At 72.0% G+C, this 12,961-nt stretch carries 12 protein-coding genes; 4 read left to right on the top strand and 8 right to left on the bottom strand.

Translation table 11 applies throughout. From position 1 onward, the window contains the following. Positions 1-71: 71 nt before the first annotated feature. From OG599_RS13420 to OG599_RS13380, 8 genes are all read right to left on the bottom strand, one after another. Positions 72-482, bottom strand: a complete 411-nt coding sequence (locus OG599_RS13420; RefSeq protein WP_327176201.1) for an SHOCT domain-containing protein — start codon at positions 480-482, stop codon at positions 72-74. Between the two features lie 183 nt (positions 483-665). Then, entirely contained in the window at positions 666-3,011 is a 2,346-nt protein-coding gene (locus OG599_RS13415; RefSeq protein WP_327176200.1) for an RNA repair domain-containing protein, read from the bottom strand. Continuing rightward, the gene (locus OG599_RS13410; protein ID WP_327176199.1) at positions 3,011-4,711 is read right to left on the bottom strand and encodes an RNA ligase family protein; all 1,701 of its coding nucleotides are present in this window, start codon (positions 4,709-4,711) and stop codon (positions 3,011-3,013) included. The genes OG599_RS13415 and OG599_RS13410 overlap by 1 nt, the downstream gene beginning before the upstream one ends. A gap of 78 nt (positions 4,712-4,789) precedes the next feature. After that, positions 4,790-6,151, bottom strand: a complete 1,362-nt coding sequence (locus tag OG599_RS13405; RefSeq protein ID WP_327176198.1) for a hypothetical protein — start codon at positions 6,149-6,151, stop codon at positions 4,790-4,792. A 743-nt stretch (positions 6,152-6,894) separates the two neighbouring features. Further along, entirely contained in the window at positions 6,895-7,116 is a 222-nt protein-coding gene (locus OG599_RS13400) for a DUF7848 domain-containing protein (RefSeq protein WP_327176197.1), read from the bottom strand. A gap of 299 nt (positions 7,117-7,415) precedes the next feature. Continuing rightward, positions 7,416-8,264, bottom strand: a complete 849-nt coding sequence (locus tag OG599_RS13395; protein ID WP_327176196.1) for a helix-turn-helix domain-containing protein — start codon at positions 8,262-8,264, stop codon at positions 7,416-7,418. A gap of 18 nt (positions 8,265-8,282) precedes the next feature. Then, a complete protein-coding gene (locus OG599_RS13390) occupies positions 8,283-8,807 on the bottom strand; it encodes a DUF6879 family protein (RefSeq protein ID WP_327176195.1) in 525 nt (174 codons plus the stop codon). A 421-nt stretch (positions 8,808-9,228) separates the two neighbouring features. Beyond that, positions 9,229-9,990, bottom strand: a complete 762-nt coding sequence (locus tag OG599_RS13380; protein ID WP_327176193.1) for a DeoR/GlpR family DNA-binding transcription regulator — start codon at positions 9,988-9,990, stop codon at positions 9,229-9,231. A gap of 60 nt (positions 9,991-10,050) precedes the next feature. On the opposite strand from OG599_RS13380, the gene OG599_RS13375 reads away from it, so the two are divergent. The 4 genes from OG599_RS13375 to rplC all read left to right on the top strand — a co-directional run bounded on the left by OG599_RS13375 (position 10,051) and on the right by rplC (position 12,958). Beyond that, positions 10,051-10,434, top strand: coding sequence for a DUF4406 domain-containing protein (locus OG599_RS13375; protein ID WP_327180023.1), 384 nt, complete (start codon positions 10,051-10,053; stop codon positions 10,432-10,434). After that, entirely contained in the window at positions 10,431-11,105 is a 675-nt protein-coding gene (locus OG599_RS13370) for an NUDIX domain-containing protein (RefSeq protein WP_327176192.1), read from the top strand. Before OG599_RS13375 ends, OG599_RS13370 begins: the two co-directional genes overlap by 4 nt. A gap of 886 nt (positions 11,106-11,991) precedes the next feature. Next, a complete protein-coding gene (rpsJ, locus tag OG599_RS13360; protein WP_003948644.1) occupies positions 11,992-12,300 on the top strand; it encodes a 30S ribosomal protein S10 in 309 nt (102 codons plus the stop codon). Between the two features lie 13 nt (positions 12,301-12,313). Continuing rightward, on the top strand, positions 12,314-12,958 hold the full coding sequence (gene rplC / locus OG599_RS13355) for a 50S ribosomal protein L3 (RefSeq protein ID WP_327176191.1): 645 nt from the start codon (positions 12,314-12,316) through the stop codon (positions 12,956-12,958). Positions 12,959-12,961: the final 3 nt, after the last annotated feature.

Genomic DNA, 12,961 nt, shown 5'->3' with positions numbered 1-12,961 from the left:
CGCGCCGGGCCCGGTTCTGAACCCCGCGTGGGGGAGGGAACCGGGCCCGGCGGTGTGCTGTGCGGCGGCCGTCAGCCGATGATCTTCGCCTTGGCCCGCTCGAACTCCTCGTCCGAGATGTCGCCCCGCGCCCGTACCTCGGAGAGTTTGGACAGCTGCTCGGCGGGGGTGGCGGAGCCGCCCGCCGTCTCGCGGATGTACGTCTCGAACGCGTGCTGCTGGTCCTTCGCGTGCTTGTGCTCGCGGCTGCCCATGCCCCTGCCCCGGGCGATGACGTACGCGAAGACGCCGATGTACGGCAGCACGATCACGACGATGAGCCAGAGGGTCTTGCCCCAGCCGCTCATGTCGTCGTCGCGGAAGATGTCGGCGATGATCCGGAAGAGGAGCACCAGCCAGAGGACCCAGATGAAGACCCACATCGCGGTCCAGAAGGCGCCGAGGACCGGATAGTCGTAGGCCAGGTACACGCCGTTGCTCATCGTTTTCTCCTGTCGGGCCGTAGCCGTGCCACTCCCCCCGGGAGCATCCATCCTGCGTCCGGTCGGCGAAGTCGGCCACGCGAGCGGGAAACGGCGGTGCGGGCGGGGGACGACGGCGGGGGAGGGCGAGCGGCGGGGAAGGGCGAACGACGGCGGGGGAGGCGAACGGCGTCGGGGTGCCCCTCAGCCCAGCGGGGGCGGCGCCACCGTCCGGCTCACCCGGGCGCCGGGCAGCCCGCGCAGGATCTCCGCGCCGATCTCCGTGAGGCGCTGCGCGTCCGGGGGAGTGGCGCCGAGCCCGACGGCGTACCGGACGAACCCCGCGTCCGCGCCCCCGGTGACCGGGCGCGGCCAGGCGTGGGTGTCGGGGGAGCCGGACCGGGCGAGGGCGTCGAGGAGTGCCAGGAGCCGCCCCCGGAAGCGGCCCTCGTCGGCGCCCTCGCGTACGGAGACCAGCGCCCAGGCACGGTGGCGCAGGTGGTGCGGGGGTGGGGCGCAGAGCCGGGCGTACGGGACGGGCTCGGCGTCCGCCGCCGCCTCCAGCACCTCCCACGCCCGGTACAGCTCCTCGGCGAGCAGGTCCCGGCCGGCCGCCGACACCTGCGTGGAGCAGGACCTTACGGGGGCGGTCGGCGTCAGGATCGTGACGGCGGAGCCCGCGTCGAGGGGGAGGGGATTGTCGAGGGGGAGGGGATCGCCCGCGTACGCCACCGGCCGGGCCCAGTCCCACTCCGCCCACTGGGCGAAGAACCGCCGGAGCAGCGCCGTACGCGTCGGCCGGGCCGTACCCGTCGTGCGCGTCGCGTGGACCGCTTCCGCCGCGTGGACCGTCCGGACCGCGTGGACCGTCCGGACCGCGAGGACCGTCCACGCCAGGCCCGGCAGCCCGCCGCTCGGGGCCGAGTCGAGCCCGCGCGCCCGCGCCCACGCCTTCACGTCGTGGGCCAGCTCGGTGAACGCCTGCCGGTACGGGGCCGTGGCCGCGCGCACCGCCTCCGCGTCGCTCACCGCGCTCAGCGCGACGGCCGCCGCAGCGCCCAGCTCCTCGCGCCGCTCGACCGCCTCGGCCGGGGGAACCCGGTCCGGTACGACCGTCACCAGGTCCACCGGTACACCGTCGAGGAGGAAACGCAGGCCCGGCACCCGGGCCCCCACCACCTCGCGCACCTCCTCGGCGTCCGGCAGCCGACGCCCCAGCGCCCGGGCGCCGACCGGGGCGGGCAGCGCCGCCACCAGGTCCACGTCCGCGCCGGGGAGCGCACCGCCGATCCGCCGCGAACCGACGAGCCGGAGGACGCTCCCGCCGGGCAGCGCCTCCGCCACACGGCGGAGGACCGACTCGCCGAGGTCGGGGCCCACGTCGGTACCTTCCGGGGCCAACTCGACACAGGAAGGGCTCATTTCGGCGCCGGCCGGGCCTGCTTCGGCACCGGCCGGGGCCAGTTCGACGCGTACGCCGAAGTGGTCCGAGGCGTACAGCCCGGTCGCGTCCGGCTCGGCGCCCACCAGCCCGGCCGCCACCGGGCGCAGCCGCTCCGCGCGGTGGAGCACCCGGTCCAGCCGCGAGATCCGGCCGGTGAGCGAGCCCACGGCGGCCAGCGGGTTCACCGAGGGGTCGAAGGTGGGGGTCCGGTCGTCCGGGCCGCGCACCGTCGTCCAGGCGTCCGTCAGGCCGAGCCGGGACTGCGGGTTCGGGCCGCCGTCGTTGAAGTCCCCGACCACCAGGAGGTCTCCCGTCAGGTCCGCCAACCCCGTTGCCAGATCCGCGAGTTCACGGTCGCGGCGGGCGGCTCCCTCGGGGGAGTGGTCGCTGCTGAGGTGGGTCACCGCGACGGTGACGGGCCCGTCCGCCGTTTCCACGACGACCGCGGCGACCGCCTTGTGCCGCCCCAGCGGGTGCCACCCCGCCTCGCGTACCGGCAGCCGGCTGAGCAGCAGCAGCCCGCAGTCGGCGACCTCCCGCCCGTCGAGGGCGGCGCCGAACGCGTACTCCTCCCGGACCCACGCGCTGCCCGCCAGCAGGTCCAGCAGCGGCGGTTCGACCTCCTGGAGGGCGATGACGTCCGCGTCGGCGGCCCGCAGCGCGTCGAGCAGGAGCGGGCGGCGGCGGTCGGTGGCGATGCGCTCGGAGTCGTACCGGTCCCAGAGCGTGTTCCACGTCAGCACGGTCAACCCGCCTGCGGACAGGGCGATTTCAGCAGGAGGAGGCACGGGCGCCCATCCCCGGCCGTCGAAGGCGTGCGGGGTCCGGGCGGCGAAGTACGGCGACGGCAGCGACCGGGCCTCGCGCACCCGTCCGGCCTCCGCCGTGTCCACCCGGTCCAGGCCGGAGGCACGGTCCCACACCGTCTCGCCGTCCGCCTCGAAGAAGAGCACCCGGTGCCAGGGGATCTCCCCGCCCGGCGTGAACAGCGGCAACGGCACCCGCTTCGGCTCCCGGCCGCGCTGCGCCACCCCGATCGTGAACCGCGCCGGATCGAAGCGGGCGTCCCACCGGACGCGGTGGTAGATCTCGTCGCTCGTCCGCATCAGGCCCTCGCCTCCACCGTCCCGCTCGTGCCCAGGTACCAGGTCCGGTGCGCCTCGCCGGGGTAGGGCGGGACGTACCGCCGCAGCTGCGCCTCCTGCACCCGTGGCGGTACGGGATGGGTACGGCGGGTGTTGCGGCGGGCCAGCTCCTCCGCGCCCACCACCGCCACCACGTGCGTGACCATCGCGTCCCGGCGCGCGGCGGTGGCGTGCACCAGCGCGCGCTGCCTCGGGGTGAGCGAGGTCGCGTCCCAGACCGTCGTCGTACGGGGTTCCAGCGCACGGTCCAGCCGGTCCAGCGCCTCCCGCAGCACCTCGGCGTTGGCGCTCTGGTCGGCCCGGTCGCCACGCGCCTCGCGCAGGTCGTCGAGGGCGACGCGGGTGGTGACGCCGGGCAGATCGCGGGCGTACGTGCTCTTCCCGCTGCCGGACGGCCCGCACACCAGTACCAGACGCGGGAAGTCACCGGACCGCAGCCGCCAGGTCGCGGCGACCGCCTCCTCGGCGGTCGAGATCCGCCCCAGCGCGTACGCCTCGCGGGCCTGCGCCCGGCAGCGGTCGGCCGCGTCCGGCTCCAGCCCGTCGAACACCTCGCGCAGCCCGGCGGGCTCGCGGACCTCCGCGGCGTGGAGCGCGGACCACTCGACGTACCCGCGCGCCTCGTCCGTGGGGGCGGTGGCCGCCGCGAGCGCGTGCAGGGTCGGCAGGTCGGCCGCCCAGGACATCCGGGTCAGCCCGGTCCGGCGCTCCTCGTCCGGGTACGGCCGGTGCAGCGAACGGTGGAGCCCCACCAGGTCCGCGACCCGCATGGCCAGCGGCAGCCCGACGACCGGGGCGAGCCGGGGCGCGACCGAGGTCCGGCGGTCACGGTGCAGCAGCCCCGCGAGCACCCCGGCCAGCCGCTCGTCGCCGAAGGGCGCCGAGCCGTCGGCGCCCGCGACGCCGGAGCCCATGGCGGTCGCCGTACGGGCGTCGGGCGCGGTGTCCTGCCGCTCGCTGCCCGCCGGGGGGAGCGCCTCGTACACGGCGTCCGCGTCGACCGCGCCGCCGGAGCGTACGTTCCACAGGGCGGCGGAGGGGCCCAGCGCGTTCGGGACGACCGCCGCGTGCATCCAGTGGGTGTCCGTCGTGACGTGTCCCGGCCGCACCCACTTGGCGACGACCCGCCCGAACTCGTCGGCGCCGAAGGCCGCTGTGGGCCGTACGACGTACCCCTCCTGCCGCCCGGTGTCGAGCACCGTCTTCCGCAGCGCCTTCTCCGCCCGCGCGTCGAACACCCCGCGCCAGAGCACCGGCGGTACGGGGATGCCCAGCCCGCGCAGGAACGCGGTGGTGCGGTCCCAGTCCAGGCAGCGGTCGCCGTCCCAGACGGAGAAGCCGTAGAAGAAGCTGTCCAGCCGGTCGTACGGGATCGAGTGCCGCGCGAACATGTTCTCGCCGCACACCCGCCACCCCACCGGTATGCGGGAACCCACCCGCCCCTGGAGCGCCTTCACCCAGCCCCGCGAGGGGTGGTGGGCGGAGTCCAGCGAGCGTGCGTGCAGCCCGTCCGCGTAGAGCGTGGTGTTCTCGCCGTCGAGCTTCTCCGTCACGACGACCTCGCGCCCGGCGAGCGCCGCCAGATCCGCCACCCGCACGTCGTCGGAGGTGGCGCCCGGCGACCAGGGCAGGTGCGGGGTGCGCGGATAGTGCGTACGCATACGGTCGGGCCCCCGGTCCGGTGGGAAAGCGACCGTCACTCTATGCAGCGGCGGGGCGGGGAGGCGACGGGATTTCGGTCAGCCACGGGGAAGGCCGGTGCTGGTGCCTGCGCCGGTCTCCGCGCTCGTGCCCGTGCCCGTGCTGGTGCCTGTGCCGGTGCTCTCGGCGCCCGGCGGCCGGCAGGCGCGGCAGCGGCCCGGATCGGGGGAGCGGAACGCCCGGTCGCAGCTGTCGCAGTTCTGCAGGGGCGTGACGGCGGGCTTACGGGGCGCCTCGCCGTGACCGCCGGGATGCCCGGGGCCGCGATGGGCGGGAAGCGGCGGCGGCAGGCGGTCGGCCAAGCGGCAGCCGACGAACTTGACCGGGTACTTCACGATCGGAGGCAGCTCGTCGAGGAGCGCCCGGTACAAGGTGTCCAGTTCCACCCCGCGCTCCAGCCAGAGGCCCACGGACGGCGCGAGCTTCTCGACGTCCTTCTCGCTGAGCGTCAGCCGCTCGTCCCTGCCCCGCAATCCGCTGAGCAGTTCGACAGCGATGGCGTGCCGCTCCAGGTCGGCGGCCGAGGACGCGGACGGCTGTACGGGGCGGGGGAGGGAGGCACGGATGGTCGAGGCGTCGGGGACGGCAACTGCGGTATCGGGGACGGCGGATGGGGCGGCGGGTGCGACGACTGCAGGTTCTGCCGCGGCAGGTACGGCAGGCTGCTCCTGCGGCACCGGGGCGGGTACGTGCGCTGCGGTTTCGGCCGCCTGCGGTACCTGGGCGACCACCTTCGCAACAGTAGTTGCCTCCGCAGCAGCCGCCTCCGTGGCAGCGGCCTCCGGCTCCCACAGCTCCCGCAGCGCGTCCGCCGCCGTGCACATCGCCCGTGCGGGACGCGGCTGCGCTCCGTGCCGTCCTTGCGCGGCCCGGGTGCCGTAACGCCGCCCGGCGGCCGGAGCGCCCGCGCCTGCCCGCTGCCGCGGAACGACGGCGGACCTCCGCCCGAGGACCGTCCCGCCGGAAAGCTTCCGCTCGGTGGCCCTGACCTCGGCTGCGGCTGTCCGCGCGGCGCGCTCCTGCCGGGCGGCGTCAGGGTGGTTGTACGCGATCGTCCGCGTCATGAACCGGCCCTCGCCGACACGGTCCCGGGGCCGGTCCAGGTACCCGCACCGCTCCAGCTCGCGCATGGCCCGTGCGATGGTCTCGGCGCCCTCCTGGAAGCGCTCGGCGAGTCCCTTGATGCCCACCCGTCGGCCGGGCGGCAGCGACTGGATGTGGACCGAGATGCCGATCGCCACGAGCGACAGTTCGGGGTGCTGGGCCAGATGGTTGCCGACCACCACGAACTCGCTGGTGAGCGGCACGGTCACGTGCGACAGCCCGGAAGTCCGGGTGCGGCTGCGGTCGACGACCACTGTGTGGGCGCGCGGGCGCGCGCTAGTCTTCTGGATATCCATCGGGAAGAGGGGCTTACTTCCTGGTTGGTCAGGCCCTCGATCGGGATGCCAGTCCCGGCGGGGGCCGTCCTATGTCCGGTGTGGGGCGGATGCCCCTGTTGTTGGGGGGAGCGTATGCCTGCCGACCGGACGGAAATCCAGCTGAGCTACCGAAAGTCACCCGTCCGGGTGAGGACGCGCCGAGGGACGCCGGTCGGCCCCCGAGGGCGCCGGTCGCCTCCCGAACCGCTGGGTGGGGAGGGGGTTGGGTGTGGTTCTTTCCCACGTTCTTTCAAGCTTTTGGAATCCCGAAGCTCCCTGTCCCCACCAGCGAGGACACGGTGGACCGGGTCCCGTTCCTCCGGGCCTTGTAGCACCGGGTCCCGTCGCACCGGGTCCGGGTAGTCGGGACCCGGTCGTTGGATCGCTGGAGGGGGCGGGCTGATCACCACGCGGCGATCAGCTCCTTCGCGGTCGGGCGGTCGGCGGGATCGGGTGCCGGGGTCGTAGGCCTTCAACGACCGAGCCCCGGAGCCCCCGGATTCGCCAGGCTCGCGTGCCGCGCCGGTCGATCAGGAGCTGGACCGAGGTGGGATCGCCGGTGTGGTCGATGTGGCCGACGTGTTGGGCGAGGAGGTCGACTGCCCCGCCGGGGGAGGAAGTGGCAGGCCCATGTGGGGGCTCCTTCTACAGGGTGGGGCCGCTCTCGACACGCGGAGTCGCCCGGCCGGAGACGTACCGGCCGGGCAACTCGGCCCGGCAGGTCACTCGTCGCGGACGACCGCCGCGAACGACGTGCAGATACGGCGGAAGCCCCGATGGTTACTGCGCCCCGTGTGGCTCATGCACTCCACATCGACCGCCGCACCGTCCGTCGAAGGCATCGCCCTCCACTTGCAGCCGAGGCACTCCGCCTCGAACGTCACATCCGTATCCGGGTGTTGTGCGATCCGGTGCTGCACGAACCGTGCGACCGAGCGCGTCACCTCGCCCGCCTCGTCTTGTGCGGGTGGCTCCTGATCTCCACATCGGCATCGGTAGCCGCCGACAAGTCACCCCTGTCTCGCGCCGCCGAACGCTCTGCGGCCAGCACCTCGCACACGTCGCATCCGGCCGCCGGTTTCGGGGGCGGCAGGGGAAGGGCCAGGTTCACCGGTCCGCTCATGGTCGTACGTCGCCGTTCGTTCACACCGTGCGCCTTTCCGTACCGTTCCGTAGGTCGATGAGCCGACCGTAAGAAGGGCGACTGCGGAGCGGCCACGCTGTTGCACCCGGTTGCACCGATTCACCCGAGGGTGGCGAGTGCCTTGGTGATGAGGGCGCGGGCTTCAGCTCCCCGCACAGCTGTCCGGGACAGTTCGGAGAAGGCTCGGAGGTACGTGGAAATCTCTCCCGGGGCAGTCAGGTTGATCTCTGCGGTGAGGGTCTCCACCGCCACCTGCCGATCGTCGAAGGCGTAGAAGGCTTCGAGCGGCCAGACGGTGCGGCGGGCCCTTGCCGGGATGATGCCGAGGGATACGTTCTGCTGCCCCATCACCGAGAGCACGTACTCAAGTTGGGCCGCCATCGCGGCATCGTCACTCACCCGGTAGTAGAGAACCGTCTCCTCGAGTAGCAGGGCGAACCGATGGTCACCCTCCCGGATCACGCGGGACCGTTGCATGCGGGCCTGCACGGCGTCGGCCACGTCGTCCGGTGTCCCCTGGAAGGCAGTGATGGACCGCAGGAGCCCTGTCGTGTACCCGGGAGTCTGGAGCATCCCGGGCATGACATTCGATGCGTACACGCGAAAGGAGCGGGTCCTCTGGTACAGCGGGACGGTCTGCTCGTGGACGCGCCGCATTCCGTCTCGATGGATCTGCCGCCACTCGACGTACATCGACTCCGCGTTTCGGGAGGCGGCGATCAGATCAGCCGCCTGGTCACCGGCCCCGCAGGCAGCGCACCAGGCACGGATGTCCGCGTCCGAGGGAGGTGTCTTCCCCCGCGCGATCCGGGACGACTTCGACTTGTGCCAGCCGCACCGAACGGCCAACTCATGCCCTGTCAGGCCGGCGTCCCGCATGAGGCCCTGCAAGCGGGCAGCCACAGAGGCTCGTGCTGCTTGGGCGCTGGAGAGCGGAGAAGAGGGCATGAGCTGGCCGGTCAGGAATCAGAGGATGTACTTGTCGTGCGGGACGGCTCGCTCCCACACCGCTTCGAACGCCGACGCACACAGGCCGGCCACAGCAGGGTCTTCTGTCTGGTCGGTATGGACCCACCGCCCGACTCCGTCGAAGACGTTGAACTGCACGATTCGGCCGTCGAACAGCCAGAAATCATTGCCCGGAAGAGCAAGGTCCGAGGCGCTGCGACGGGGCAGCCAACGGATCTGTTCTCCGGCCGCGATGTTCGTGAAGGTGCCCGAGTGCTCGAAGGCGATGTACTCGCTGACGGGCTCGGAGACGATGCGGGCCCGTCGAATCACAACCCCCTTGGCTGTGACCTCCTGCACGAGGTCGAGCCAAGGACGCCACCAGGAAGCAGGGTCCTCCGTGGAGAGTCGGTGTCCCCGCTTCCACGCGGCGAAGCCATCGATCTCGTTTTCGACGCCGTACGTATCGCGCATCTCAAGGTGGACGGCTGACTCCCGTGCGGACCTGATGAGGTCGGAAAAGTCAGTCAGGCTCTGCGACACGAAGCGCCTCCCGGAGAAGCGGGACCATCCGCTTCGGAATTCTGATCACCGATTCGTGTCCAGGGATCCGTACATCTCGCGAGCTTTCACTCACGGTCTGCTCGTCGGCCGTCCACCCTTGAATCACAAGGTCCTTGGACTCCTGGTCCACCCATACAGCGGGTGATCCGTGGTCGCCGGACTCGGGATCTTTACCGACGAAACGTAGGGCCATGGCGCCCCTCCCGTCCAACTCGTTGCGCCTGGTTGCGCGCTCTCCACTGTGTCGGAGACTGCAGGGCGGGAGGGCTCGTTCACGCTGATCCACACCCTCAAGAGGTGCTCGGCCGCGCTGCCGGAGCGGCCTGGAGCGCCGGCCACCGCCCGGCGCACCCTGCCCGCCCCGGCCACTGACCGTCGCCCCGACCGCAGCCCCCGACCGTCACCCCGCCGCCAGGATCTCCACCCCGGTCTCCGCCGCGAGCTGCTCGATCACCGGGTCGCCGGGTTCGGCGTCGGTGATCAGCCCGGTGACCCGCTCCCAGGGCAGGACGCGGAACTGCGAGGCGGTGCCGATCTTCTCGGAGGACGCCAGGACGTAGGTGTCCGCGGCCCGCGCGGACAGTGCCCGCTTCATCGCCGCCTCCTCGGCGTCGCCGGTCGTCAGCCCCGCCTCGGGGTGTACGCCGGTGACGCCGAGCAGGCAGAGGTCTGCGGAGACGTTCTGCGCGGCCTCGACCGCCGCCGCGCCGCAGGTGACCGCCGAGTGTCTGAAGACGCGGCCCCCGAGCAGGAAGAGCTCCGCGCGCGGGTGGTCGAGCAGGGCCACGGCGATCGTCGGGCTGTGGGTGATCACCGTGCAGGCGAGATCCGTCGGGAGCGCGCGGGCGACGGCGAGGGCGGTGGTTCCGCCGTCGAGAATCAGCGAGCCGCCCGGCCGTACCAGGCCGGCGGCGACCGACGCGACCTTCGCCTTGCCCTCCGAAGCCACGCTCCGCCGGGCCTCGTAGTCGACCACCGCCGGGGACACGGGCAGCGCGCCGCCGTAGACCCGCTGGCACAGCCCCTGGGCCGCGAGGTCGCGCAGGTCGCGCCGCACGCTGTCCTCGGAGATCCCCAGTTCGGCGGCGACGTCCTTCGCGACGATCTTGCCCTCGCGGGCGAGCAGACCGAGCAGATGGGCGTGTCGTTCAGCAGCCAGCATGCACACTCTCTCCTGTTCTTGCATGTTTCTGCATGTAGTGTAGCCGCCATGACCAGCAAGATGACCGACAAGCCCATGCTCGTCCTGATCGCAGGCCCCTACCGCTCCGGCACCGACGGCGACCCGCAGGCCATGGCCGACAACCTCGCACGCCTCGAAGCCGCCGCCTGGCCGGTCTTCGAGGCCGGGCACGTCCCCGTCATCGGTGAGTGGATCGCCCTGCCCGTACTGCGCTCCGCCGGTGCGGGCCCCACCGATCCCCTCGCGGACGAGGTCCTCTACCCGGTCGCCCACCGCCTGCTGGCCCACTGCGACGCCGTACTCCGGCTCCCCGGCGACTCCGCCGGAGCCGACCAGGACGTCGCCACCGCCCGGGGCCGTGGCCTGCCCGTGTACGTCGAGGCGGGCGAGATCCCCCGCCGGACCCCGGGCGAGGCCGCATGACCGCCCGCCCCGGTATCGATACTCCCGACCACCGTGGCCGTACCGGCCTCGATCGGGCGGGGCGCGGCCTGGACCGCAATCCTGACGTGGTGGTCCAGGCCGTCGAACTCACCTCCCGGGGCTGGCACGTCCTGCGCCGCACCACCTTCGACTACCGCCGCCGCGACGGGCGTTGGGAAACCCAGCAGCGCGAGACGTACGACCGCGGCAACGGCGCGGTCGTGCTGCCGTACGACACGGAGCGGGGCCTCGTCCTGCTCACCCGGCAGTTCCGCTACCCGGCGTACGTCAACGACCACCCCGACGGGATGCTCGTCGAAGCCGCCGCCGGGCTGCTCGACCAGGACGACCCGCTCACCGCCGTACGGCGTGAGGCGGCCGAAGAGCTCGGTGTCACCCTCGGTCCGCTCACCCACGTCCTCGACGCCTACATGAGCCCCGGCTCCGTCACCGAGCGGCTCCACTTCTTCGCGGCCCCGTACACGGCGGCCGACCGGACCGGGGCCGGCGGCGGAGTGGAAGAGGAAGGGGAGGACATCGAGGTCCTGGAAGTGCCCTTCACCGAAGCCCTCGCCATGACCCTCGACGGGCGCGTCGCCGACGGCAAGACGATCCTGCTGCTCCAGTGGGCGGCCCTGCACGGGCCTTTTGTCGGCCGGTGGAACCGGTGAACCGCCGCCCGGGCCCCGAGCCACCGGTTACCGCCGTCCGCCCCGAGGCAGTCGCGGTACCAGGCGCCCAGGGTGCCCGGGTCGGCGGACCGCATGAAGTAACCGCCCACTCCCGGCACACGTTCCATGCGGCCCTCGTGCCCGGGGGTGCGAGGGCGCGGCAGGAGAACCACGGGTCTCGGGGCCAACTCATGACCCGGCCCCGAGGGCCCCACGGTCCCGACCCGGGACCCTGCGCGGTCTCAGGTCTCCGCAAAGAGGTCCCGCACCGTGGTGGCGGCGGCGAAGACGCCCGGGTCCTCCTGGAAGATGCGGTGCATCGCCGCATGGGGGGAATTCAGCATGAGGCGGACCTTGAGGACGGGAGCCCGCTCGCGGGCGCGTACGACCCCCGTTCCCTCACGCGCGTGAACCCCGTCACCGCTGGATTGACGGGGCCCGGCGAGGCCGGGAGCGGGCCCCCGGGGCGTGCCCGCGTTTGAGCAATCGCTCGTGGGGGGTAAGATCCTCGGCCGATTGGCCAGGCTCGCTCCCCGTGTGGCACACTGACCAGGTTGCTCGGTTGAGTGTCAATGCTGCGCGCCTCCCGCCGGGAGGACCGGAAGCGAGTCCCACAGTACTCGTCGGCCCTGAATGGGCCGGACGTACGGGAATCTTTCGGGAAGCGTCAGTGGGGCGCCGGCCAGGCACCCGGTGGGCGTTCCGCCCCCGATCAGCTCTTCATTGAGCGCAGCGCGGCTCTTGGGCCCGCACCCCCTTGGTTGGGATCTCCTTCGGGAGATTTTCGTAGAGGGGATGCGACACGCCCGACCGCGTGGGTCGGATGCGGAGGACAGGAGAACCCCCGGGTTCCAGAGCGTTTCGAGAGACAGGACTACTAGTAGCCATGGCGGGACAGAAGATCCGCATCCGGCTCAAGGCCTACGACCACGAGGTCATCGACTCCTCGGCGAAGAAGATCGTCGAGACGGTGACCCGCACTGGTGCGTCGGTCGCGGGCCCGGTGCCGCTGCCCACTGAGAAGAACGTGTACTGCGTCATCAAGTCGCCGCACAAGTACAAGGACTCGCGCGAGCACTTCGAGATGCGCACGCACAAGCGCCTCATCGACATCCTCGACCCCACGCCGAAGACGGTTGACTCGCTTATGCGTCTCGACCTGCCGGCCGGCGTCGACATCGAGATCAAGCTCTGAGGTGACGCGCGAGATGGCTAAGAACATTAAGGGCGTCCTGGGCGAGAAGCTCGGCATGACCCAGGTCTGGGACGAGAACAACCGGGTTGTCCCGGTGACCGTCGTCAAGGCCGGGCCCTGTGTCGTCACCCAGGTCCGCACCAACGACAGCGACGGCTACGAGTCGGTCCAGATCGCCTTCGGCGAGATCGACCCGCGCAAGGTGAACAAGCCCCTCAAGGGCCACTTCGCCAAGGCCGACGTGACCCCGCGCCGCCACCTGGTGGAGCTCCGCACCCCTGACGCCAGCGAGTACACGCTGGGCCAGGAGGTCACTGCCGAGGTGTTCGAGTCCGGCGTCAAGGTTGACGTCACGGGCAAGAGCAAGGGCAAGGGCTTCGCCGGTGTCATGAAGCGTCACAACTTCCGGGGCCTCGGCGCCGGTCACGGCGTGCAGCGCAAGCACCGTTCCCCCGGTTCGATCGGTGGCTGCGCCACCCCTGGGCGTGTCTTCAAGGGCATGCGCATGGCCGGTCGGATGGGTAACGAGCGCGTCACCACCCAGAACCTGACCATCCACGCGGTTGACGCGGAGAAGGGTCTGCTCCTCATCAAGGGCGCGGTCCCCGGTCCGAACGGCGGCCTCGTACTGGTCCGTACCGCGGCCAAGGGGGCTTGAGGT

Source organism: Streptomyces sp. NBC_01335 (genome assembly GCF_035953295.1).
Lineage (GTDB): Bacteria > Actinomycetota > Actinomycetes > Streptomycetales > Streptomycetaceae > Streptomyces.
The sequence above is the reverse complement of the archived record's forward strand: the minus strand, read 5'-3'. Positions and strand labels throughout refer to the sequence as shown.

What these genes read in the sequence shown, in the direction of transcription:
- OG599_RS13420 (WP_327176201.1), bottom strand. Translation starts at nt 482, where the DNA reads ATGAGCAACGGCGTGTACCTGGCCTACGACTATCCGGTCCTCGGCGCC.
- OG599_RS13415 (WP_327176200.1), bottom strand. Translation starts at nt 3,011, where the DNA reads ATGCGGACGAGCGACGAGATCTACCACCGCGTCCGGTGGGACGCCCGC.
- OG599_RS13410 (WP_327176199.1), bottom strand. Translation starts at nt 4,711, where the DNA reads ATGCGTACGCACTATCCGCGCACCCCGCACCTGCCCTGGTCGCCGGGC.
- OG599_RS13405 (WP_327176198.1), bottom strand. Translation starts at nt 6,151, where the DNA reads ATGGATATCCAGAAGACTAGCGCGCGCCCGCGCGCCCACACAGTGGTC.
- OG599_RS13395 (WP_327176196.1), bottom strand. Translation starts at nt 8,264, where the DNA reads ATGCCCTCTTCTCCGCTCTCCAGCGCCCAAGCAGCACGAGCCTCTGTG.
- OG599_RS13380 (WP_327176193.1), bottom strand. Translation starts at nt 9,990, where the DNA reads ATGCTGGCTGCTGAACGACACGCCCATCTGCTCGGTCTGCTCGCCCGC.
- OG599_RS13375 (WP_327180023.1), top strand. Translation starts at nt 10,051, where the DNA reads ATGACCGACAAGCCCATGCTCGTCCTGATCGCAGGCCCCTACCGCTCC.
- OG599_RS13370 (WP_327176192.1), top strand. Translation starts at nt 10,431, where the DNA reads ATGACCGCCCGCCCCGGTATCGATACTCCCGACCACCGTGGCCGTACC.
- rpsJ (WP_003948644.1), top strand. Translation starts at nt 11,992, where the DNA reads ATGGCGGGACAGAAGATCCGCATCCGGCTCAAGGCCTACGACCACGAG.
- rplC (WP_327176191.1), top strand. Translation starts at nt 12,314, where the DNA reads ATGGCTAAGAACATTAAGGGCGTCCTGGGCGAGAAGCTCGGCATGACC.